The sequence below is a fragment of the Marinobacter sp. SS5-14b genome (assembly GCF_030541005.1).
Classification (GTDB): Bacteria; Pseudomonadota; Gammaproteobacteria; order Pseudomonadales; family Oleiphilaceae; genus Marinobacter.
The window spans coordinates 369185-390117 of record NZ_JASSVM010000004.1; the positions used below are offsets into that span (position 1 = coordinate 369185).

17 protein-coding genes are annotated in these 20933 nt (G+C 58.6%); 14 read left to right on the forward strand and 3 right to left on the reverse strand.

Features of this window, described 5'->3' with window-relative positions; translation table 11 throughout:
• Positions 1-129: 129 nt before the first annotated feature.
• From QPL95_RS11700 to QPL95_RS11760, 13 genes are all read left to right on the forward strand, one after another.
• Positions 130-1740, forward strand: coding sequence for a diguanylate cyclase (locus QPL95_RS11700; RefSeq protein WP_303291146.1), 1611 nt, complete (start codon positions 130-132; stop codon positions 1738-1740).
• 260 nt (positions 1741-2000) lie between these two features.
• On the forward strand, positions 2001-2441 hold the full coding sequence (aroQ, locus tag QPL95_RS11705; RefSeq protein WP_303291147.1) for a type II 3-dehydroquinate dehydratase: 441 nt from the start codon (positions 2001-2003) through the stop codon (positions 2439-2441).
• Positions 2442-2468: 27 nt separating this feature from the next.
• Positions 2469-2927 (forward strand): acetyl-CoA carboxylase biotin carboxyl carrier protein, encoded by a 459-nt coding sequence (gene accB / locus QPL95_RS11710; RefSeq protein ID WP_303291148.1) that lies wholly within the window; start codon positions 2469-2471, stop codon positions 2925-2927.
• Positions 2928-2945: 18 nt separating this feature from the next.
• Positions 2946-4292 (forward strand): acetyl-CoA carboxylase biotin carboxylase subunit, encoded by a 1347-nt coding sequence (accC, locus tag QPL95_RS11715; protein ID WP_303291149.1) that lies wholly within the window; start codon positions 2946-2948, stop codon positions 4290-4292.
• Positions 4293-4294: 2 nt separating this feature from the next.
• Positions 4295-5191 carry a 50S ribosomal protein L11 methyltransferase gene (prmA, locus tag QPL95_RS11720; RefSeq protein ID WP_303291150.1) on the forward strand — a complete coding sequence of 299 codons (897 nt, stop codon included), beginning with the start codon at positions 4295-4297 and terminating at the stop codon, positions 5189-5191.
• Between the two features lie 73 nt (positions 5192-5264).
• Complete coding sequence (locus tag QPL95_RS11725; protein ID WP_303291151.1) at positions 5265-6485, forward strand: DUF3426 domain-containing protein; 1221 nt, start codon at positions 5265-5267, stop codon at positions 6483-6485.
• Between the two features lie 191 nt (positions 6486-6676).
• Positions 6677-7672, forward strand: a complete 996-nt coding sequence (dusB, locus tag QPL95_RS11730; protein WP_303291248.1) for a tRNA dihydrouridine synthase DusB — start codon at positions 6677-6679, stop codon at positions 7670-7672.
• Complete coding sequence (fis, locus tag QPL95_RS11735; protein ID WP_303291152.1) at positions 7669-7986, forward strand: DNA-binding transcriptional regulator Fis; 318 nt, start codon at positions 7669-7671, stop codon at positions 7984-7986. The genes dusB and fis overlap by 4 nt, the downstream gene beginning before the upstream one ends.
• A gap of 101 nt (positions 7987-8087) precedes the next feature.
• A complete protein-coding gene (gene purH / locus QPL95_RS11740; RefSeq protein WP_303291153.1) occupies positions 8088-9668 on the forward strand; it encodes a bifunctional phosphoribosylaminoimidazolecarboxamide formyltransferase/IMP cyclohydrolase in 1581 nt (526 codons plus the stop codon).
• Between the two features lie 22 nt (positions 9669-9690).
• Positions 9691-10980 (forward strand): phosphoribosylamine--glycine ligase, encoded by a 1290-nt coding sequence (gene purD, locus QPL95_RS11745; RefSeq protein ID WP_303291154.1) that lies wholly within the window; start codon positions 9691-9693, stop codon positions 10978-10980.
• A 97-nt stretch (positions 10981-11077) separates the two neighbouring features.
• The gene (locus tag QPL95_RS11750; protein ID WP_303291155.1) at positions 11078-12013 is read left to right on the forward strand and encodes an alpha/beta fold hydrolase; all 936 of its coding nucleotides are present in this window, start codon (positions 11078-11080) and stop codon (positions 12011-12013) included.
• Positions 12014-12088: 75 nt separating this feature from the next.
• The gene (locus QPL95_RS11755) at positions 12089-13669 is read left to right on the forward strand and encodes a cation:proton antiporter family protein (protein ID WP_303291156.1); all 1581 of its coding nucleotides are present in this window, start codon (positions 12089-12091) and stop codon (positions 13667-13669) included.
• The gene (locus tag QPL95_RS11760) at positions 13662-14303 is read left to right on the forward strand and encodes a methyltransferase (protein ID WP_303291157.1); all 642 of its coding nucleotides are present in this window, start codon (positions 13662-13664) and stop codon (positions 14301-14303) included. Before QPL95_RS11755 ends, QPL95_RS11760 begins: the two co-directional genes overlap by 8 nt.
• Here the strand turns inward: QPL95_RS11760 and senA are convergent.
• From senA to QPL95_RS11775, 3 genes are all read right to left on the reverse strand, one after another.
• Complete coding sequence (gene senA / locus QPL95_RS11765) at positions 14292-15659, reverse strand: selenoneine synthase SenA (RefSeq protein WP_303291158.1); 1368 nt, start codon at positions 15657-15659, stop codon at positions 14292-14294. The genes QPL95_RS11760 and senA overlap by 12 nt on opposite strands.
• A gap of 236 nt (positions 15660-15895) precedes the next feature.
• A complete protein-coding gene (locus tag QPL95_RS11770) occupies positions 15896-19012 on the reverse strand; it encodes an efflux RND transporter permease subunit (RefSeq protein WP_303291159.1) in 3117 nt (1038 codons plus the stop codon).
• Positions 19012-20184, reverse strand: a complete 1173-nt coding sequence (locus tag QPL95_RS11775) for an efflux RND transporter periplasmic adaptor subunit (protein WP_303291160.1) — start codon at positions 20182-20184, stop codon at positions 19012-19014. Before QPL95_RS11775 ends, QPL95_RS11770 begins: the two co-directional genes overlap by 1 nt.
• A 125-nt stretch (positions 20185-20309) precedes the next feature.
• Here QPL95_RS11775 and QPL95_RS11780 point away from each other — a divergent pair, with 125 nt between their 5' ends.
• Entirely contained in the window at positions 20310-20912 is a 603-nt protein-coding gene (locus tag QPL95_RS11780) for a TetR family transcriptional regulator (protein WP_303291161.1), read from the forward strand.
• Positions 20913-20933: the final 21 nt, after the last annotated feature.

The window sequence follows — 20933 nt, forward strand, 5'->3', positions numbered from 1 at the left end:
GCAACCTACGCCCACAACATTAAACACTATAGACTCTACCCAAAGACTATGAAGCCTCTGTATAACTCCTTAAAAGAAAAAGTTCGTCCTGCCGGGTCGGACAACCAATAACAGACAGGCCGGAGCACAATGAACGACGAAAGCCAGAAAGAAAAACTCAGGCAGCACTTCGCGCGCCGCGTAACCACCCAGGCTCGGGTGGTTCTGGACACCTGGCAGAAAATTCACGAGGACAGAGCGCAGGCACAGGCGCACCGGGACAGCCTTCTGTCCGCGACCGACAAACTGGTGCGCTACGCCCGCCGCTTTGAGATGGACAGCCACACCGGCGCCGGCGACCACCTTCTCAAGCTGCTCACGGACTGGCTCCCGAACACTCCGCTGGATGATGACCAACTGAAAGCGCTGGAAGAGGCGACCGAAGCGCTTCGTCACTGTACCCAGAGGCGCAGCGACCAGGACGACAGCACACCCCAGCAGTTCCGGCGAACTCCGATCTACATTGCGCTTGCCAACGACGAAGTCTCCTCCCGAATGATTCGTCAGCTGGAGTTTTTTGGCTTTCGAGCATCGGCCTTCAATTCCCACAGGGATCTGATGGAAGCCTGCGCGCTGAGCAAACCGGAAACCATTCTCATGGACGTCAATTTTGGCGGTGAGGTTTCTGCCGGGATCGCGACCGTGGAGCAACTTCAGGAGCAACACGACACGCCCATTCCCATCATTTTCATGAGCGATGAAGACGGCACTATTGAAACCCGCCTGAGAGCGTCCCGCTGTGGCGGTGAAGAGTTTTTCTACCCAGCCGTCGATCCTGGCCAGCTGATCGAAAAAATTGAGACCTACACCCACGGCAACACCGTGGAGCCTTATAAAGTGCTGGTGCTCGACGACTCGCGGGCGCAGGCCAAATACATGGAAACGGTGCTGAAAAAAGCGGGCATGACCGCCCACATCATCACCGACCCGATGCAGATCATTCACGCGCTGGAAGAATTCTCGCCCGAGATCATCATTCTCGACATGTACATGCCCGGCTGCACCGGCATGGAAATCGCCCGGGTTATCCGTCAGCAGGACCGCTTCCACAGCGTGCCCATCATCTATCTGTCAGCGGAAGACGACGTCAGCAAACAGCTGCACGCCATGAGCCTGGGTGGAGACGACTTCCTCACCAAACCCATAGACCCCAAGCACCTGATTGCCACACTGCATAATCGGGGCCGCAGAGCACGATCTCTGCTGGCCCTGATGATTCGAGACAGCCTTACCGGCCTGTTCAATCACACGCACACCCTGCATCTGCTGGAACAGGAAATCGTGCGATCGAGGCAGAAAGATCAGCCATTATGCTTCGCGATGATCGACCTGGACTACTTCAAAAAAGTGAACGACACCTTCGGCCATCCCATCGGTGATCGTATTCTCCGAAGCCTGTCCATGTTCCTCAAACAGCGGTTGCGTAAAACGGACCATATTGGCCGATATGGCGGCGAAGAGTTTGCCATCATCCTGCCCAATACCCGGCCCGGGGATGCCCGCAACGTGGTCAATGAAATTCGTGAGCGCTTTTCAGAACTGGTACAACAGGCCGGAGACCGCGAATTCAACGTCACCTTCAGTTGCGGAATTGCCGCCTGGCAGAACGACAACTCCCAGTCCCTGTGCGAGCGGGCCGATCGCGCTCTGTACGTCTCCAAAGAGAACGGCCGCAACTGCGTTACCCTGGCCGACGACTGAACCTTCCGGGCCGGGCGCCCTGCCCGGCCCATGAAACCAATGTCGAATACCAGCACCGCTTGCCATGATCGACAATGATTGTCATCAACGAAATGTCATCGCGCCACTGGCAATTGCTGTGTAATCTTTTTTCAGGGTCAAACGACAATCGTCCAGATTGTCAAAAAGTGTTGATCTGAAGGTAACAAGCACGCACCATTTGGGTAACGTGCCGATATCTTCGGCGATCCTGTTCAAATAAAACCAAGGCAAAATTTACCATGTCGACCATACTTGTGCTCCATGGCCCCAATCTCAACATGCTCGGCACGCGCGAGCCTGAGGTCTATGGTTATGAGACCCTGGCCGATATTGACGACCGTTTGCGACAGACAGCGGCCGAGAAGGGCCACCACTTGCTCCACCTGCAATCAAACGCAGAGTATGAGCTGATCGAAAGAGTGCACGAAGCCCGGGCAGAAGGCGTGGATTTCATCATTATCAATCCCGCCGCCTTCACCCACACCAGCATTGCCCTGCGAGATGCCATGCTGGCATCCGGCATTGCGTTTATAGAAGTGCATCTTTCCAACGTGTATGCGCGTGAACCTTTCCGCCATCACTCCTATTTTTCAGATATCGCCGAGGGCGTTATCTGCGGGCTGGGCAGCCAGGGTTATGACCTGGCCCTGCAGGCTGCCCTGCATCGAATTCACCGATAGACCAGAGACAACGGGACTGGAATAGTTATGGATATTCGCAAGATCAAAAAGCTGATTGAACTGCTCGAAGAATCAGACGTCGAGGAGCTGGAGATTCACGAGGGCGACGACTCTGTGCGCATCTCCCGCCGCCGCGAACAAGCTGCGGCCGGTCACTACGTGAGCCACTACTCCGCACCGGCGCCGCAAGCTCCGGCACCCGCGGCCGAAGCCGCACCCGCGGATGCGCCTGCTGCGCCGGCAGCCATCAATGGCCACGCGGTGAAGTCGCCTATGGTGGGCACCTTCTACCGCTCGCCATCACCCAGCGCCGCCGCCTTTGTTGAGGTGGGCCAGAAAGTAAATGCGGGCGATGTCATCTGCATTGTTGAAGCCATGAAGATGATGAACCAGATCGAGGCCGACAAGGCTGGCACTGTCACCGAAATTCTGGTCGAAAACGGCCAGCCGGTGGAGTTTGACCAGCCCCTGGTCGTCATTTCCTGAATTCGGTGATTGCTAACCATGGCTATGTTAGAAAAAGTTCTGATCGCAAACCGCGGTGAAATCGCCCTGCGTATCCTCCGCGCCTGCAAGGAGCTGGGCATCAAAACGGTGGCGGTCCACTCACAGGTAGACCGCGACCTCATGCACGTTCGGCTGGCAGACGAGACCGTCTGTATCGGCCCGAACAGCCCGACGGAGAGCTACCTGAACATCCCCACCATCATCAGCGCTGCAGAAGTGACTGACTCGGTGGGCATTCACCCGGGCTACGGCTTTCTGGCGGAAAACGCCGATTTTGCCGAGCAGGTCGAGAAAAGCGGCTTCCGCTTCATCGGCCCGCGGGCGGAAACCATCCGCCTGATGGGCAACAAGGTATCCGCCATTGAAGCCATGAAGAAGGCCGGTGTCCCCACTGTGCCTGGCTCCGACGGCCCGCTGACCGATGACGACGAACGCAACCTGAAACTGGCCCGCCAGATCGGTTACCCGGTGATGATCAAGGCGGCCTCAGGTGGCGGCGGCCGCGGCATGCAGGTGGTGCATTCCGAGGCCGCTCTGCTCAAAGCCGTCCAGATCACCCAGACCGAAGCCAAGAACGCCTTCGGCGACCCGACCGTGTACCTGGAAAAGTTCCTGGAAACACCACGCCATGTGGAAGTTCAGGTGCTGGCCGACATGCACGGCAACGTGATTCACCTGGGTGACCGGGACTGCTCCATGCAGCGCCGCAACCAGAAAGTCATTGAGGAAGCGCCCGCGCCGAACGTGAATCCGGAATCCCGCGAGCGCACCCTCAAAGCCTGCATCGATGCCTGTAAGGAAATCGGTTACGTCGGCGCCGGCACCTTCGAGTTCCTGTATCAGGACGGTGAGTTCTACTTCATCGAAATGAACACCCGGGTACAGGTAGAGCACCCGGTGTCCGAAATGGTGACCGGCGTCGATATCGTGCGCGAGCAGCTGCGCATCGCCAGTGGCCTGCCGCTGCAATACAGCCAGGACGAGATCCATATCAGCGGCCATGCCATCGAATGCCGGATCAACGCCGAAGACCCGCAAACGTTCGTGCCCAGCCCAGGCAAGGTCAAGCACTTCCATGCTCCCGGCGGCAATGGCATCCGGGTGGATTCCCATCTGTACAGCGGTTATACCGTGCCGCCGTACTACGATTCTCTGATCGCCAAACTGATCACCTGGGGTGACGATCGGGAAATTGCCCGCCGGCGCATGAAGAATGCGCTGGATGAAATGGTGGTCGAGGGCATCAAGACCAATCAACCTCTGCATCGAAAACTGGTACGCGATGGTGGCTTTAAACAGGTAGACTTCACCATTCACTACCTCGAGAAACTGATGCGGGATTAACCATGCCCTGGATACAACTCCAGATTCCAGCTGATCCGGACACCGCGGATCAGCTGGAAGACCTGTTAATGGAAATGGGCTCAGACGCCGTTTCCATGGAAGATGCAGCCGACCAGCCCCTGTACGAACCCGATCCAGGCACCACACCGCTGTGGAGCAAAACCACCGTCACCGGACTGTTCCAGTCGGACCGGGATATTGAGCAATTGTGCTCCGACATCCGTGATGCCTGGCACCAGCAGACCCAGCAATCGCTCGCCGAGATCGAAGTCACCCTGGTCGAAGACAAAGACTGGGAACGAGCGTGGATGGACGACTTTCACCCCCTGCAATTCGGCGAACGCCTGTGGATTGTCCCCAGCTGGCACGAAGCCCCCGACCCTGACGCCGCCAACCTGCTGCTCGATCCCGGCCTCGCCTTTGGCACCGGCACCCACCCCACCACCGCCCTGTGCCTGCAATGGCTGGACGGCCAGGATGTGGCGGGCAAGCAGGTGACCGATTATGGCTGTGGCTCCGGTATTCTCGGCCTTGCGGCCCTGTTGCTGGGTGCCGAGCATGTGATCGGCGTCGACACCGACCCTCAGGCCCTCGAAGCCAGCCGGGACAACGCACGCCGGAACGGCGTCGAGGATCAGAAGCTCGACCTGTACCTGCCCGGTCACGATCCCGACACACAGGCCGACATCATGCTGGCCAACATTCTGGCTCAACCTTTGATTGGCTTGGCAGCCCGGCTCGCAGAACTGACAAAACCCGGCGGCAGCCTGGTGCTGTCCGGCATTCTTTCCAACCAGGCCCGTGACGTCATGGAGGCCTACGAGCCCTGGTTCATCATGGACGAGCCCGAACAGAAAGAAGAGTGGATACGCCTCACAGGACGTCGCAAGGACGGGTGACGAATCAAACGTTTACGTCTAAACTGCGTGATTCCTAGTCATCACGCAGTGACCAAGCGTTCAGGACGACAGCATGACCGAAAGCAGCCTGCAAACACAGTGCCCAAAATGCGAAACCCGTTTTCGGGTGACGGACGAACAGCTCGGCATTGCCGGGGGCAAGGTTCGCTGTGGCAGCTGCATGTCGGTGTTCAACGCCGTTGAGCATCAGGTTCGCCCGCCGTCCGAAAGCAAAACCACACCCGCCAGTTCAGAGCCAACCCCGAATGCAGGCAGCGAGAACAACCGCAACGATCTCATTGATGACGACTTCGTTTTCGCAGACAACCCCGAAGAAGACGCCGCCGAAGGGCCCTATGCCGGCAGCAAGCTGACTTTTTCGGACGACGAACTAAGTGACAGCTTCCTGTCTGTCGACCGTCCTGATGAGCACGGCTTCCAGGATGATGACCTGACCCCCAAAGAACAGGACGTTGACGAAAGCTGGGCGGAGGCCATGCTTTCGGACGATGCACCAGCCAAAACAGAAGACAGGAAACCTGCTCCAAAGCCTGAGCCTGAGCCTGAGCCTGAGCCTGAGCCTGAGCCTGAGCCTGAGCCTGAGCCTGAGCCTGAAAAAGTATCTGAAACTCCGGAGCCGCAAAGCCAGTCCGACACCCGGAAGGCGATGACTGCCAGCGATCTGAGCCTGAGTGCCGATGACGACCGTGTGGGCGATCCCATTCTGAGCCGCACCCGGCAAAACCAAAGCACAGACGCCCTGTATCAGGATCTGCGCCGGGACCCGGTGTCCGTGAGTGGCCGCCGCAGTCGCTTGAGAACCGCGCTCTGGAGCCTCGTGGTTCTGGCACTGATTGGCCTGATGATCGCACAGATTACCTGGTTCCAGTTTGATCGCCTGTCGGCCATCCCCCAGCTACGCCCTTTCTACGCGAAAGGCTGCGAACTGGCAGGCTGCAAACTCAAACCGCTTATTGATGTCGACGCCATACAGAGCCGCAAACTGGTGGTGCGCACCAATCCGGACAACCGAACCCAACTGATTGTCGATGCCGTTATCATCAACCGGGCAGGCTTCGAACAACCCTTCCCTGCCATCGCCCTGACTTTTTCCAATCTCAATGGTGACGTTGTCGCCCAGAGCACCTTTACACCGGAGGAATACCTGGCCGGCGAAGGCAAATCCCTCGACAGCATGCCGGTGGAGGTACCCGTTCAGATTGCAATCAGCATCCGGGATCCCGGGCGTGATGCCGTCAACTACAACCTGATTTTCCGACCCTGGGCCCCCTGAGCCCACAGCGGGTAGCGCAAAAGTCAACCAGAAAGCGCGAAAAATAATCAATTTTTTCGCCAATTTTCCCCTTCAATCAAATCCTCCCCGGCGGTATCATTACCGCCCTTCGGAAACCAAGCGGTCAGAATTTGAACAGCCGCTACAAACCGAACGTTGCTTAACCCGCTGTGACACGGACTCAGATCATGCTGCCAACGGCAAAAATCGGGCCGTACACCTTGCCCAACCCATTGATTGTTGCACCCATGGCGGGTGTAACAGATCGCCCGTTCCGACTACTTTGCCGGAGGATGGGTGCTGGACTGGCAGTGTCGGAAATGGTCATAGCGGACAGCAAGCTCTGGCATACACGCAAATCGCGTACCCGGATGAACCATCAAGGTGAACCGGAGCCCAGGTCGGTACAGATTGCCGGCGGAGACCCGGAGATGCTGGCCGATGCAGCTCGGCAAAATGCCGAGTTCGGTGCCCAGATTATTGATATCAATATGGGGTGCCCGGCAAAGAAGGTCTGTAACAAGGCGGCCGGCTCTGCCCTGATGAAAGACGAAAAGCTGGTTCGCGCAATCCTGGAAGCTGTGGTTAACGCGGTAGACATTCCCGTCACCCTGAAAATGCGCACAGGCTGGGATCGCGATAACCGGAATGCCCCGGTCATTGCCAGGATGGCGGAAGACGCAGGCATTCAGGCTCTTGCCGTGCACGGCCGCACCCGTGCCGACAAATACAACGGTGAGGCGGAGTACGACACGATCGCCGCAGTGAAGGCCAGCGTCGGTATCCCGGTATTCGCTAATGGCGATATCAGCACACCGGAAAAAGCCAGAGACGTACTCGCCCATACCGGAGCCGATGGCTTGTTGATTGGCAGAGGCGCTCAGGGCAGGCCCTGGATTTTCCGGGAAATCCTGCACTTTCTGGAAACGGGAACGCATTGCCAGGCACCCGCCCTGGATGAAGTGGAGCAGATTCTCTCCGAGCATCTTGCCGAACTGCACAGCTTCTACGGTGACAAGATGGGCGTTCGTATCGCCAGAAAACATGTGGGCTGGTATCTGCAGTCCCACGATGAAAGTAAACAGTTCCGCAGTCGCTTCAACGCTATCGAAGATACGCTGGAGCAGAAAGACAGCATCGCACAGTACTTTGCACGCTTACGAAATGGAGAGGTATTCGCAGCATGACCGCTGAGACTTTGGCAAACGACAACCTGAGCACCCCGGCCAACGATGATCTGCATCAGTTGCACACGGTGAATAGCAGCGGCAACAGCGTCACACTTCGTGACAGTGTAGAAGTTGCCCTGAAGAACTACTTCGCCCAACTGGATGGCACACCGGTATCTGAAGTTTACCAACTGGTGCTTTCTGAAGTGGAAGCGCCGTTGCTGGAAGAAGTAATGAAGTACACCCGCAACAACCAGACCAAGGCATCCACCATGCTTGGCCTGAACCGCGGCACCCTGCGCAAGAAACTCAAGCAGTACGGTCTGCTATAATCAGCTCAGACCCAAAAGGGCCTCCCGGATGCGTTCGCGAGGCCCTTGTTCTTTATATCCAGGCTACATCCGGCTTATCTGACCAGCGAAGAAAGTGACCCATGGCAAATCAGGCTAACACCCCCGTCCGTCGCGCTCTGATCAGCGTGAGTGATAAAACCGGCATCGTCGATTTCGGCCGTGCCCTGACCGAGCGCGGCATCGAGCTGCTGTCCACTGGCGGCACCTTCCGCCTGCTGCAGGAAAACAAGGTACCGGTAACGGAAGTCTCTGACTACACCGGCTTCCCGGAAATGATGGACGGCCGGGTCAAAACCCTGCATCCGAAGATTCACGGTGGCATTCTGGGCCGTCGCGGCACCGACGACACCATCATGGGCGAACACGGCATCAACCCCATCGACATGGTGGTGGTGAACCTGTATCCGTTCGAAGAGACCGTGGCCAACCCGGACTGCGACCTGGCCACCGCCATTGAGAACATCGACATCGGCGGCCCCACCATGGTTCGCGCCGCCGCCAAGAACCACAACGATGTGGCCATTGTGGTGAACGCCTCCGACTACAGCCGGGTACTGAAAGAGCTGGCGGACAACGACGGCGAGCTGACCTACAGCACTCGCTTCGACCTGGCGGTAAAAGCCTTCGAGCACACCGCCGGTTACGACGGTGCCATCGCCAACTACCTGGGCGGCCGTACCCCGGACAACGACAACGCCGACTTCCCCCGCACCTTCAACGCCCAGTTCGTGAAGGTTCAGGACATGCGTTACGGCGAAAACCCGCACCAGCGCGCTGCCTTCTACGCCGAGCGCAACCCAAAAGAAGCCTGCGTGGCCACCGCCAAACAGCTGCAGGGCAAGGAACTGAGCTACAACAACGTAGCTGACACCGACGCCGCCCTCGAGTGCGTGAAGCCCTTCGCAGACCCGGCCTGTGTCATCGTCAAGCACGCCAATCCCTGCGGTGTGGCCATCGGCACCGACATTCTGCAAGCTTACGAACTGGCCTTCGCTACCGACCCCACGTCCGCCTTCGGAGGCATCATCGCCTTCAACCGGGAACTGGATGCGGCCACCGCTAAGGCGATTGTGGACCGTCAGTTCGTGGAAGTGATCATCGCCCCGAGTGTGGCTCCGGAAGCGGTCGAAATCGTTGCCGCCAAGAAGAACGTTCGCCTTCTGGCCTGCGGCGAGTTCGACGGTGAGCGCGCCCAGACCATGGACTACAAGCGCGTGACCGGCGGCCTGCTGGTGCAGGACCGGGATCTCGGCATGGTGGCCATGGAAGACGTAAAAGTCGTCACCAAGCGCCAGCCTACCGAACAGGAACTGAACGACCTGCTGTTCGCCTGGGAAGTGGCCAAGTACGTGAAATCCAACGCCATCGTCTACGCCAAAGCCGGTCGCACCATCGGTGTCGGTGCCGGCCAAATGAGCCGGGTTTACAGTGCGAAAATTGCCGGCATCAAAGCCGCTGACGAGGGCCTGGAAGTAAAAGGCTCAGTCATGTCATCCGACGCATTTTTCCCGTTCCGCGACGGCATCGATGCCGCCGCCGCTGCCGGTATCACCGCAGTGATCCAGCCGGGCGGTTCCATGCGCGACCAGGAAGTGATCGACGCCGCCAACGAGCATGGCATTGCCATGGTCTTCACCGGCATGCGCCATTTCCGTCACTGATCAACGTATTCAGGAGCAGCACATGAACATTCTGGTTATTGGCAGTGGCGGGCGCGAACACGCCCTGGCGTGGAAAGCAGCCCAGTCTCCGCAGGCAGACAAGGTCTTCGTGGCGCCGGGTAACGCCGGTACCGCCCGGGAACCGAACCTGGAGAACGTCAACCTGGACGCGATGGACCTGGACGGCCTGGCCAACTTCGCCGAGCAGAACAACGTCGGCCTGACCATCGTTGGCCCGGAAGCCCCGCTGGTTGCGGGCGTGGTGGACAAGTTCGAGGCCCGCGGCCTGCGCATCTTCGGCCCCAGCGCCGGTGCGGCCCAGCTGGAAGGCTCCAAGGCCTTCACCAAGGACTTCCTGGCCCGCCAGAAGATCCCGACCGCCGACTACGCCAACTTCACCGATGTAGACGAAGCCCTCGCCTACGTGCGTGAAAAAGGCGCACCGATTGTGGTCAAGGCCGACGGCCTGGCCGCCGGTAAAGGCGTAATCGTGGCCATGACCCTGGAAGAAGCCGAAGACGCCATCCGCGACATGCTCGCGGGCAATGCCTTCGGTGATGCCGGCAGCCGCGTGGTGGTGGAAGAATTCCTGGACGGCGAAGAAGCCTCGTTCATCGTGATGGTCGACGGCAAGAACGTGCTGGCCATGGCCACCTCCCAGGACCACAAGCGGGTAGGCGACGGCGACACCGGCCCCAACACCGGCGGCATGGGCGCCTACTCTCCGGCCCCGGTAGTCACGGCCGCTGTTCACCAGCGCATCATGGACGAAGTGATCTACCCCACCGTCAACGGCATGGCGGCCGAAGGTCATCCTTACAAAGGCTTCCTCTACGCCGGCCTGATGATCGACACCAACGGTGCGCCGAAAGTGATCGAGTTCAACTGCCGCTTCGGCGACCCGGAAACCCAGCCGATCATGCTGCGCATGAAATCTGACATGGTTGAACTGTGCCAGGCGGCCGTGGACGGCAAGCTGGACCAGTGCGACTCCGAGTGGGACGAACGAGCCTCCGTAGGCATCGTGCTGGCTGCCGGCGGCTATCCATCCGACTACAGCAAGGGCGATGTCATCTCCGGCCTGCCGGAAGGTGAAACCGAAGGTGAGAAGGTCTTCCACGCCGGCACCAAGCTTAACGGCGACGACGTTGTCACCGCCGGCGGCCGCGTACTCTGCGCCACCGCCCTGGGCAACAGCGTGACCGAAGCCCAGCAACGGGCCTATGAGCTGGCAAAGAAAATCAGCTGGAACGGTATGTTCTACCGCAACGACATTGCCTACCGGGCCATTGCCCGGGAACAACAAAGCTGAGACTCAGACTCGACGGGAACCCGCGTCAGCCCGGTCATTGACCGGGCTTTTTTATGGGTTACTGTTAGCCCCTCATTCCAGTGAAAAGGAGTTCCGTGTGACCCGCACTTCGGCCAACCTTGTTTTTCTTCTTCTAGCCACGCTGCTTCTCAGCGCCTGTTCACGACAGGGAGTCTACGAGTCAGCCATCGGCTGGGAACGCTCCAGCTCAGGCCTGGAGCCGGCCCAATTGACTGTCGGCAACCTGGAGATTGCCTACCTGAAGAGCAAAGAGCGTGTTGAGGGCGATACCGTGGTGCTGATCCACGGTTTCGGCGCCAACAAAGACAACTGGACCCGCCTGGCCAAAGAGTTCAAAGGCGAGTTCAACGTTTACGCATTTGACCTGCCGGGCCATGGAGAAAGCAGCAAACCACTGGATATCGGCTATCGTTTTGAAGATCAGGTTCGTTACCTGAATCAGATCCTTGCCGAGCTGGGCATTACCCGGGCTCATATGATGGGCAACTCCATGGGCGGAGCTATCACTGCACTGTATGCCGCCACTCACCCGGAACAGGTTCAGTCCGCCGTGCTGTTCAACCCGGCTGGCATCTTTGAATACGACAGCGAACTGGTGGGCCTGGTGATTGAGGGCGACAACCCGCTGATCCCGAAAAAAGAAGGAGACTTTGATCGCCTGCTGGATTTCGCCCTGGAGAAGCGCCCGTTCGTGCCCTGGCCGATCTTTGACGTCATGGAAGAGAAAGCCATTGCCAACCAGGAGGTCAACCAGGTCATCTTTGCTGCCATCCGCGATACCGGCTTTGAGCCCGACTTCCGTAACGCCATCACCGGCATTGAAGCGCCGGTCCTGGTGCTCTGGGGCAAGCTCGACCGGGTGATCAACTACCGGAATGCTGATGTTTTTGTCGACGTAATTCCCAATGCCCGAAAAGTGATTCTCGAAGACATTGGCCACGCACCCATGGTGGAAGCCCCGGAAAGGTCCGCAGAACTGTTCAGAAACTTTCTGACCGAACAGCAGCCCTGACACCAACAGCCACTACATTTACGAGTAAAAAACCGGTAAGGTTTCTGGCCTGATTTACCATCAAAAGAACGAGCCATGCCTGAAGCCATCTGGATCAGTTTTGCCTTTGTTATCGGCCTGCTCGTTAAGGGCATAGGCCTGCCGCCACTGGTGGGTTACCTGGCTGCGGGCTTTGTTCTCAGTGGGCTGGCCTCTGTCACCGACATCAGCGCAGAACCTACCGATGTGCTGGCTCACATCGCCCACTTGGGTGTGCTTCTGCTGTTATTTACCGTGGGCCTCAAACTGAAGCTCCGGTCGATCATCAGCCCGGAAGTCATTGGCGGCAGCCTGCTGCACTTCGGCATCACCTGTGTGGTGTTTGCCCCCGGTCTCTACCTGCTATTCGAGCTGGACTGGACCACGGCCCTGATGCTGGCCATTGCGCTTTCGTTTTCCAGTACAGTGCTGGCCGCAAAGGTTCTGGAAAGCAAACGGGAGCTGCGAGCCTTCCACGGGCGAGTCGCCATTGGCATCCTGATCATGCAGGACCTCATCGCACTGGTGGTGATGAGCCTGGCCGCCGGCAAAACCCCATCCGAGTGGGCATTGATTGTCTTCGGCCTGCCCTTGCTGCGACCACTACTCTATCGGCTGCTGGATGCCAGCGGCCACGACGAATTGCTGGTATTGCTCGGCTTGCTGTTGGCCCTGGTGGTCGGCGGCCTCGGTTTTGAAGCCGTCGGCCTGAGTTCCGAGCTGGGAGCTCTGGTGTTCGGTGCCATGTTGGCCAATCATCCGCGCTCACAAGAGCTGGCTAAATCCCTGTGGAGCGTTAAAGAAATCTTCCTGGTGGGTTTCTTCCTGCAGATCGGCATCGGCGGATTACCTGACCAGCAGGCACTGATCTTTGCGCTGGTGGCCACACTGCTTCTGCCGCTCAAAGGCATCCTGTTCTTTTTCCTGCTCACCGGCTTCCGCCTGCGCGGGCGAAGCAGTTTTCTTACCTCATTGTCCCTGACCAACTACAGTGAGTTCGGGCTTATCGTCGCCAGTGTTGCCTTGCCTGAGTGGCTGGTTCCGCTCGCCATCACCGTCTCTCTGTCATTTGTCATATCGGCGCCGCTAAACCGCTTTGCCCATACCCTGTTCGAGAAAATCGGGCGTCATATCGTCCCGTTCGAGAGCCGTAAACGGCACCCGGACGAGCAACCGATTTCCCTGGGAGACACCAAAGTACTGGTTATGGGCATGGGGCGCACCGGCACCGCAACCTACGACTGGCTCCAACCCCAGGAAGCCAAAATCATGGGCCTGGACTCAGACCCGGCGAAAGCCGAGAAGCACCGGAAAGAAGGCCGCAACGTCGTGTTCGCCGACGCTGAAGACACCACCTTCTGGGAGGGTTTGCACATGCCCGCCCTGCAGTCTGTGGTGCTGGCGATGAACGACATTGAAGGCAAACTGATTGCCGCGAGAATGCTCAGGAAACTGGGCTTTAGCGGCTATATCGTTGCCCATACCATGTTCGCAGATGAAGCCCGAAAAATCCGCGAAGCAGGAGCGGATCAGGCCTACCTGACCATGAGTGAGACCGGGGTCGCCCTGGCCAGCCATCTTCTGGATAACACCAAAGCGAAGGAGCGGCAGAAGCACCAGGGCTCTGACCATGTTTGATCTTCATGAGGCCACCTCAGGCAGCATGACCCAAATGACATCCTTGCATGAGGAACGCCTGAACTTTGTCGCAAAAAAGCTGATTAACACCGGTGCTAAAACGGTTCTGGACCTTGGCTGTGGCTCGGGATCACTGCTTTACCGGCTGGCCGCGGCGCTTCAGTTCACAACCATTGTCGGGCTTGAGCAGTCCGGGCTGTCTCTGCGCCAGGCTCGCCAGAACCTCCAGCCCTGGCTCAACGAGACGCCAGATCGCATTCGTCTGATTACCGGCTCCTACGCGGAAAGCCATCCCGAACTCCGGGGTTTTGAAGCCGCTGCCATGGTCGAAACCATCGAACACGTGTATCCCAACGAGCTTTCAAAAGTCGAGCTGATGGTCTTTGGTGAGTTGCGCCCGCGCTTCCTGTTCATGACCACACCCAACAGTGAATACAACCCACTGTTTGACCTGGAACCCGGAGAGTTTCGCGAAGAAGACCATAAATTTGAATGGAACCGAATGAAGTTTCGCCAATGGGCCAGCGGTGTCGCCAAACGCAACGGCTACACCGTACACTTTGGCGGAATTGGCGACCTGCATCCGGATGTCGGCCATCCGACGCAGACCGCCGCTTTCGAGCTAACCGTTTAGCGCACAGGTTCGGAAGCCCGTGTAGACGTCGTTGCGAAGGGGCAAATAGGCCTGGCGGTAGGTGCCCCGGATCAGGTTCGAGGAGGTGGCGCAGCCACCGCCCCGGGTCACCTTGTGATCACCAAACTGCAGCGTCGACATGAACGGGTACATATCCACCTTGAAACCGTCATAGGGCAGAAACTGACTGCTGGTCCACTCCCACACCGAGCCGACCATCTGCCGACAACGAAAGGGACTGTCCCCTACCGGATAGTCGAATACCGGATTACGGGCCATTGACCGGGCATCCATATCCACCCGAGACGCATCCGGCCGCTCGTTACCCCAGGGATAACGTCGGAAAGACTCTTCAGGCCGGTTCCCCAACGCAGCCACTTCCCACTCATACTCCGAAGGCAAGCGCCGCCCCGCCCAGCGGCACCAGGCCTCGGCTTCCCAATAGGTCACATGAGTAACCGGCGCATCCGGATTCAACGGTAACCACTGATCAAAAAAACGCTCCTGCCACTGATTACCGTGCCAGCGCCAGTACAGCGGATGCCTCGGCACCTTCAACTGCGGTTCGGAAACCCCGTGAACCAACGACACATCCACTTCCGTTTCCAGCCACTTGCGACCACCGAACGACCACAGCTCCGGACGCTGATAACCCCGGTCCTCAACAAATGCCTGAAATTCCCGGTTACTCACCAGAGTCCGGCTAATGGCAAACGCCGGTAGCTCCACCTCGAACCGGGGCTTCTCCGCATCAAACGCAAAGTCCTCACCGGCGAAATCATCCGACTCACCCGGCATCCCGATCAACCAACGCCCCGCCGGAATCTCCGCATCGCCAGTGACCGGCTCACCAGGCGCAGGCCGATCGCCGATAAACTCTGCAGGCGCCGGATACCCCACCGTCTGCCGACACCAGATCAAGGACTCGATGTGCATGTTCTGATGAAACACCGCATACCGATAGAGATACAGTTCCTGACCCGTCAGCTCCCGGCTCCCAATACGCTCCGAGACCCGGTCATAAACCGTATTGAAATACTTGAGAGTGGCCTCCCGCCCCGGAAACAAATCCCGCCGCCAACGATCGCGGTGTTCAACATGGAAAGAATCCCACAGGTCATCCATGGAAGGGTCGCAACTGGGCGTTCCGTCCAACAGATTGAACACAAACACTTCGTAGAAAAACGCTGAGTGGCCCATTTCCCACAGTGGCGGATTGACGCCAGGGTGATACGGAACCTCGAGCTTATCCTCAGGGAGGGAACGAACCAGCTGCTCAGTGCGCGAACGCGCCAACTCCAACTCTTCCAATACCTGCGCCTTATAGTCCTCAGCCACCATATGTTCAGACTCCATAGAAACCAGCTCCCCAGTTACGGGAAGTAGTGGTGGGAAGGCCTTTCGTAAACCTTGCGGAGCCAGGGATGGCGGAGCAGAGCGTACAAGGATGTATCTACAGCGTGTTTCCGAAAGGCCTTCCCACCACTACTTCTTACTCAACAACAGGATATCAAAGAAAAAACCGCCGGGGGCAGATACCCGCGGCGGTTTGATAGCCATGAATACGATAGGTAAACCGGAATCAGGTCAACCTATGCCGTCTTCCTGCGGTTTTTGCGCCAATCGGCCAGATCTTCAATCAGCTTGTAGAACAGGGGCACGAAGAACAACGCCAGAGTACTGGCCGCCAGCATACCACCGACCACCACCGTACCGATTTCCTGCCGGGAAACGGCTCCGGCTCCGGAACTGAACGCCAACGGCAACGTACCCACAATGAACGTCAACGCCGTCATCATGATCGCCCGGAACCGCTGACGCGCAGCGGTACTGGCCGCATCAAAAGCACTCATCCCCGCCTTACGGTTCTGGGCCGCAAACTCCACAATCAGAATCGCGTTCTTCGCCGCCAGACCAATCAACACCAGCAAGCCCACCTGGAAGTAGATATCGTTCGGAAAACCCCGCCACAACGACGCCAGGGCCGCACCGAATACACCGAAAGGCACCGCCGTCGCCACCGCTACCGGCAAACCCCAGCGCTCGTATTGGGCCGCCAGTATCAAGAACACCAGCAACAGGCCCATACCGAACGCCATGGCTCCGGAATCCGCCGAATCTTGCAACTGATACGCCTCACCGGTCCAGCCCAGCAACGTGTTGCGATCGAACTGATCGGCAGCCACCGCTTGCAAGGCTGCCAACGCCTCACCCGTGGTATGGCCCGGCGTCGGATCGGCCAGCAGCTTGGCCGCCGGGTATACGTTGAACCGATTCAGAATATCCGGGCCACTGGTCCGTTCCAGCTCCACCAGAGAACTCAGCGGGATCATCTCGCCGTAGCTGGAGCGTACAAACACCTTGCGCAGATCGTCCGGATGGCTGCGGAACTCGCCTTCCGACTGCAGGTTTACCTGCCAGTTACGGCCCTGCAGGGTAAAGTCGTTTACATACAGGCCACCGAAGGTGCTCTGCATGGTGGTAAAGATCTGATCAATGGGCACACCCGCTGCCTGAGCCTTTTCACGATCTACGTTCGCCTTGAACCGGGGGATGCCGGTGTCCAGCGTTACTCGCACGTTGGTCAGCTCCGGGCGGGCATTGGCGGCCTGGGTGAACTGGTCTGCCATGGATTTGATCTCTGCCGGGCTGCGGCCGCCACGGGCCTGGATGTAGCCTTCAACGCCACCGGTGGTCGACAGGCCCTGAATTGGCGGTGGCGTAAAGGCAATCACAAAGGCCTCTGGCATACCAAAGCCAATGCCCATGATCTTGTTCGCAATATCGGCCGCGGCCTGGCCTTGCCCTTCCCGTTCAGCCCAGTCTTCAAGGGTAACAAACGCCACGCCACTGTTGGTTCGCAAAGCGCTGGAGATGATGTCGAAGCCGGCGAACGACACCACGTCTTTCACTTCAGGCAGCCCCATCATTTTTTCCACCAGCTCGTCCCGGGCCTCCGTGGTGCGGCTCAAGGACGATACCGGCGGCAAAGAATAGGCTGCCAACACGAAGCCCTGATCTTCCTGCGGCACCAGGCCTGAAGGCATCTTGTTCATCATGAACACCACGCTACCCAACATGGCGACAAACAGCATGACGCCAATCACCGCATGCCTTAGCAGCCAGTCCACCACAGCAGAGAAGCCAGCGGTGAGCTTGTCGAAACCGGCGTCAAACCAGCGGAATACCGCCAGCTGCTTGCCTTCGTCTTTGCCGAGCAGCAGGGCACACATGGCGGGGGTCAGGGTCAGCGCCACCACACCGGAGATCACCACCGACACCGCTATGGTGATGGCAAACTGCCGGTACAGCTCACCACTGAGGCCGCCGAGGAACGCCACCGGGGCAAACACCGCGACCAGCACCAGCGTGGACGACACCACCGCGCCAGACACCTGGCCTATCGTGGTCACCGCCGCGTTGTAGGCAGACATACCGTCTTCTTTCATCAGGCGTTCGGCGTTCTCCATGATGATGATGGCGTTATCCACCACCACCCCGATCGCCAGTATCAACCCGAACAGAGTCAGCAGGTTGACCGAAAACCCAAGGGCTTGCATACCAGCGAAGGTACCGACCAGAGACACCGGAATGGCAATCAGCGGAATCAGCGTCGCCTTGATGTGCTGCAGGAACAGGAAGGTCACCAGCACCACCAGCAACACCGCCACCACGAAGGTGTTGATCACCTCCTGAATCGAGATATCAATAAAGCGGGTGGTGTCATAAGGCGCACTGTATTCCAGGCCCTCCGGGAATCGTTCGGAGATTTCCTGCATGGCCTGGTTAACCGCTTCGGCCGCATCCAGAGCGTTGGCGCCCGGCTGCAGGTAAACCCCCATCGGCACCGTAGCACCGCCGTTATAGACCGCAGAAAAGTCGTAGTTCTGGGCCCCCAGTTCAATCCGGGCCACATCTTTCAGGCGCAGGGACGCACCCTGCTCATCGCTGCGCAGGATCACTTCACCAAATTCTTCCGGGCTGGTCAGCCGGCCAGGGGCCGACACGCTGAAGGTAAAGGCCTGGCCTTCCGGCGCCGGCTCGGCACCAATACGGCCGGCGGCAAACTGGGCATTCTGGGCGCGGAGTGAGCTGGCAACATCGCCTGGCGTGAGTTCGTACTGGGCCAGCTTGTCTGGCCGCAGCCAGATACGCATGGAGTAATCCTGCGCCCCGAACAGTGAGGCATCACCAATACCCGGCAACCGCACCAGCTCGTCCAGCACGTTCAGCAAGGCGTAGTTGGAAATCTCCACCACATCCATGGAGTTGTCAGGAGACGACAGGGTAATAACCTGCAGAATGGAGGTCGAACGGGCCTCCACTTTCAGGCCCTGATCGCGCACGGGCTGGGGCAAACGGGCGAGCGCCTGCTGCACCCGGTTATTGACGTTGATGGTGGCCTGGTCCGGATTGGTGCCAATCTCGAACGACACGGTTACCCGGAAACTGCCGGAGTCGGTCGCGCTGGACTCCAGGTAGATCATGTCGTCGACACCGTTGATTTCCTGCTCCAGCGGCGCGACCACAGAATCGGCGATCACATCGGCACTGGCGCCGGGGAAGCGGCCATCCACCACCACCTGGGGAGGCACCACGTTGGGGTACTGTTCAATGGGCAGACCCATCAAGGCCAGAGCACCACCCAAGGTAATAATAATAGAGATGACCGTGGCGAAGATCGGCCGGTCGATAAATGTGCGCAACATCAGTCGGCACCCTCCCCGCCTTCGGCATTGGTCACATTAACCTGAGCCCCGTCGCGCAGGTTGCTCAGGCCACTGACGATAAAGCGCTCTCCCGCTTCCAGCCCGCTGAGTACAATTTGTCGGCCATTGCTCACCGGGCCCAACTCTGCCAGGCGTGCCCGGGCCTTGCCTTCGTCATCTACCACGTACACCACCGGCCCCTCAGGACTCTGGGCGACGGCCTTTTCCGGCACGGTGATCACATCCTCGAAACTCTGCAGTTCTACCCGAACCCGAACAAACTGGCCCGGCACCACCACCTGCTCCGGATTTGGGAACACTGCTCGGGCGGACACCGAACCGGTGCGGGGGTCTAACGTGGAGGCGGTAAAATCAATGCGGCCGTCCAGCGGGTATTCATTGCCGTCTGCCAGGATCAGGCGCGCGGATACGTTCTGCTTTTCACCGGAGCGCGCCATGCCTTCACGGGCTGCACGGCGAATGGTGGCGTCGTTTTCAGGCAAGGCAAAGCGCACATGGACTGGATCAAGTTGCACAATCGTTGTCAGCAAGGTGCCGGCATCAATCAGGCTGCCTTCCGGCAAATCTTCCAGGCTGGTTACCCCATTGATCGGTGCCTTTACCTGAGCATAACCCACGTTCAGCTCAGCCTGGGTCATGCCCGCATTGGCCACGGCCAGATTGGCTTCCGCCAGTTCCTTGGCCGACTGAGCAGAGTCCCGATCGCGCTCGCTGACGGCGTTGCGTTCATACAATGATGATATCCGGTTCCACTCCCGCTCGGCCTGGCGCAGATTGGCTTCAGCAACCTGGCGCTGGGCCCTGGCCTGTTGCAGTGCAGCTTCCGTAGGTTTGCGATCGATCCGGAACAGGGCATCGCCTTCGCTGACCATCTGCCCTTCGTCGTAAAGGCGCTCTTCCAGAATGCCGTTAATCCGGGCTCGCACTTCTACTTCCCGGGCACCCCTGGCACGGCCGGCGTAATCGTGGCGCACACTGGCATCGCTCAGCTCGGCCGTTTCGACAACCACCGCTGCCGGCGGCATACCGCCTCCACCCGGTTGGCCGGCACCCTCCTCACTGCTGCAGCCAGCCATAGCCAGCAACGTGGACAAGCCTGCGATGATCAGCCCGTTGCGGGCCATCGGGCGATGAAACATTTCCATGGGCATTTGCGCTCTCCTGAACACCGGATTCAGATCAATAAAGGGCGTTAACATACATTCATCCGCGTATGTATGTAAATGTTTCTCAGTTATACTGCCGGTTTATACGCACAAACCATCGAAGCACCAACATGGCACGAAAAACCAAAGCAGAAGCAGAAGCAACCCGGGAATCCATTCTGGATTCCGCCGAGCATGTGTTTATGGACAAAGGCGTGGCAAGGGCTTCCCTTGAAGAGGTCGCCCGTTCGGCTGGGGTAACCCGAGGCGCGGTGTACTGGCACTTTCGCAACAAGCAGGACATTCTTGATGCCATGCTTGAGCGGGCACGCGCACCCCTTGGAGAGATGATCGACGACGCCATCCGGGGCGGCTACAGCCTGGAGAACCTGAAGCAGGTGTGCATTCTTGCCCTGAAAAAGCTTGCGGAAGACCAAAGTTATTACCGGGTGCATTACATTCTGTTTCACCGCAACGAATCGGACCAGACCCTGAACAAGCATCGGGAACTCTCCGAATACGCCACAACCCACGTCACCAGCATCATGGCGTTACCCGAAAACAGGAAGCGCCTTAGGCCACAACTGACGCCCGAGTACGCCGCCTATGTACTGCACACACAGATGCTGGGGCTGTTTTTCGACTGGCTGGCTGCACCAGAACGATGGCCGCTGGCGGACATGGCACCAGCGCTGGTAGAAACCCTGTTTTGTGGATTGCTTACCGATAGCTGACCCGGTGATCAGGGCGAATCC

Coding starts and splice junctions, on each gene's coding strand:
- accC (WP_303291149.1), top strand. CDS start 2,946: ATGGCTATGTTAGAAAAAGTTCTGATCGCAAACCGCGGTGAAATCGCC.
- prmA (WP_303291150.1), top strand. CDS start 4,295: ATGCCCTGGATACAACTCCAGATTCCAGCTGATCCGGACACCGCGGAT.
- fis (WP_303291152.1), top strand. CDS start 7,669: ATGACCGCTGAGACTTTGGCAAACGACAACCTGAGCACCCCGGCCAAC.
- QPL95_RS11725 (WP_303291151.1), top strand. CDS start 5,265: ATGACCGAAAGCAGCCTGCAAACACAGTGCCCAAAATGCGAAACCCGT.
- QPL95_RS11770 (WP_303291159.1), bottom strand. CDS start 19,012: ATGTTGCGCACATTTATCGACCGGCCGATCTTCGCCACGGTCATCTCT.
- QPL95_RS11760 (WP_303291157.1), top strand. CDS start 13,662: ATGTTTGATCTTCATGAGGCCACCTCAGGCAGCATGACCCAAATGACA.
- QPL95_RS11775 (WP_303291160.1), bottom strand. CDS start 20,184: ATGCCCATGGAAATGTTTCATCGCCCGATGGCCCGCAACGGGCTGATC.
- QPL95_RS11755 (WP_303291156.1), top strand. CDS start 12,089: ATGCCTGAAGCCATCTGGATCAGTTTTGCCTTTGTTATCGGCCTGCTC.
- QPL95_RS11700 (WP_303291146.1), top strand. CDS start 130: ATGAACGACGAAAGCCAGAAAGAAAAACTCAGGCAGCACTTCGCGCGC.
- purH (WP_303291153.1), top strand. CDS start 8,088: ATGGCAAATCAGGCTAACACCCCCGTCCGTCGCGCTCTGATCAGCGTG.
- accB (WP_303291148.1), top strand. CDS start 2,469: ATGGATATTCGCAAGATCAAAAAGCTGATTGAACTGCTCGAAGAATCA.
- senA (WP_303291158.1), bottom strand. CDS start 15,659: ATGGAGTCTGAACATATGGTGGCTGAGGACTATAAGGCGCAGGTATTG.
- QPL95_RS11780 (WP_303291161.1), top strand. CDS start 20,310: ATGGCACGAAAAACCAAAGCAGAAGCAGAAGCAACCCGGGAATCCATT.
- aroQ (WP_303291147.1), top strand. CDS start 2,001: ATGTCGACCATACTTGTGCTCCATGGCCCCAATCTCAACATGCTCGGC.
- purD (WP_303291154.1), top strand. CDS start 9,691: ATGAACATTCTGGTTATTGGCAGTGGCGGGCGCGAACACGCCCTGGCG.